Annotated in this window: 1 protein-coding gene and 1 pseudogene; both read left to right on the top strand. The window is 60.5% G+C overall.

Features of this window, described 5'->3' with window-relative positions:
• On the top strand, window positions 1–788 hold a 788-nt coding region (locus D8U18_RS18690; protein ID WP_241664339.1), incomplete at its 5' end, for an arginine deiminase family protein.
• A 69-nt stretch (window positions 789–857) separates the two neighbouring features.
• Window positions 858–1,138 (top strand): annotated as a pseudogene (locus D8U18_RS18685) (ornithine carbamoyltransferase subunit F); the annotation flags it as partial.

The following is a 1,138-nucleotide window of genomic DNA, read 5'->3' as shown; positions in this document are numbered from 1 at the left end:
CGCTGCCCAACACCCAGTTCACCCGCGACACCACCTGCTGGATCTACGGTGGCGTCACCCTCAACCCTATGTACTGGCCGGCGCGTCGCCAGGAAACCCTGTTGACCACCGCCATCTACAAATTCCATCCGCAGTTCACCAACGCCGAATTCGAAATCTGGTATGGCGACCCGGACAAGGACCACGGCAGTTCCACCCTCGAAGGCGGCGACGTGATGCCGATCGGCAACGGCGTGGTGTTGATCGGCATGGGCGAACGCTCATCCCGCCAGGCCATCGGCCAACTGGCGGTCAACCTGTTCAAGAACAAAGCCGTCGAGAAGGTCATCGTCGCCGGCCTGCCGAAATCCCGCGCGGCGATGCACCTGGACACCGTGTTCAGTTTCTGCGACCGCGATGTGGTGACGATCTTCCCGGAAGTGGTGAACCAGATTGTTGCCTTCACCCTTCGCCCCGACGAAAGCAAACCGGGCGGCATCGACATCCGTCGCGAAGAAACCAACTTCCTCGACACCGTGGCCAAGGCCCTCAACCTCAAGGCCCTGCGCGTCGTCGAAACCGGCGGCAACAGCTTCGCCGCCGAACGCGAGCAATGGGATGACGGCAACAACGTGGTGGCCGTGGAACCGGGGGTGGTCATCGGCTACGACCGCAATACCTACACCAATACTCTGCTGCGCAAGGCCGGGGTGGAAGTGATCACCATCAGCGCCGGCGAACTCGGACGCGGTCGCGGCGGCGGCCACTGCATGACCTGCCCGATCATCCGCGATCCGATCGACTACTAACCTATTAACTTCGGCCCGCACTTACCGAGTGTGGGCCGAAGGGATAACCGACACCTTAGGAGATCCAAAATGGCGTTCAATATTCATAACCGCAATCTGCTGAGCCTGGAACACCACACCCCTCGCGAATTGCGTTACCTGCTCGACCTGTCCCGCGACCTCAAGCGCGCCAAATACACCGGCACCGAACAGCAGCACCTCAAGGGCAACAACATCGCGCTGATCTTCGAAAAAACCTCGACCCGCACCCGCTGTGCGTTCGAAGTCGCGGCCTATGACCAAGGTGCCAACGTCACCTACATCGATCCCAACTCTTCGCAGATCGGCCACAAGGAAAGCATGAAGGACAC

The sequence above is a fragment of the Pseudomonas sp. Sample_10 genome (assembly GCF_004321495.1).
Lineage (GTDB): Bacteria > Pseudomonadota > Gammaproteobacteria > Pseudomonadales > Pseudomonadaceae > Aquipseudomonas.
Note: the sequence above shows the minus strand (reverse complement) of the source record. Positions and strands in the feature narration are given on the sequence as shown.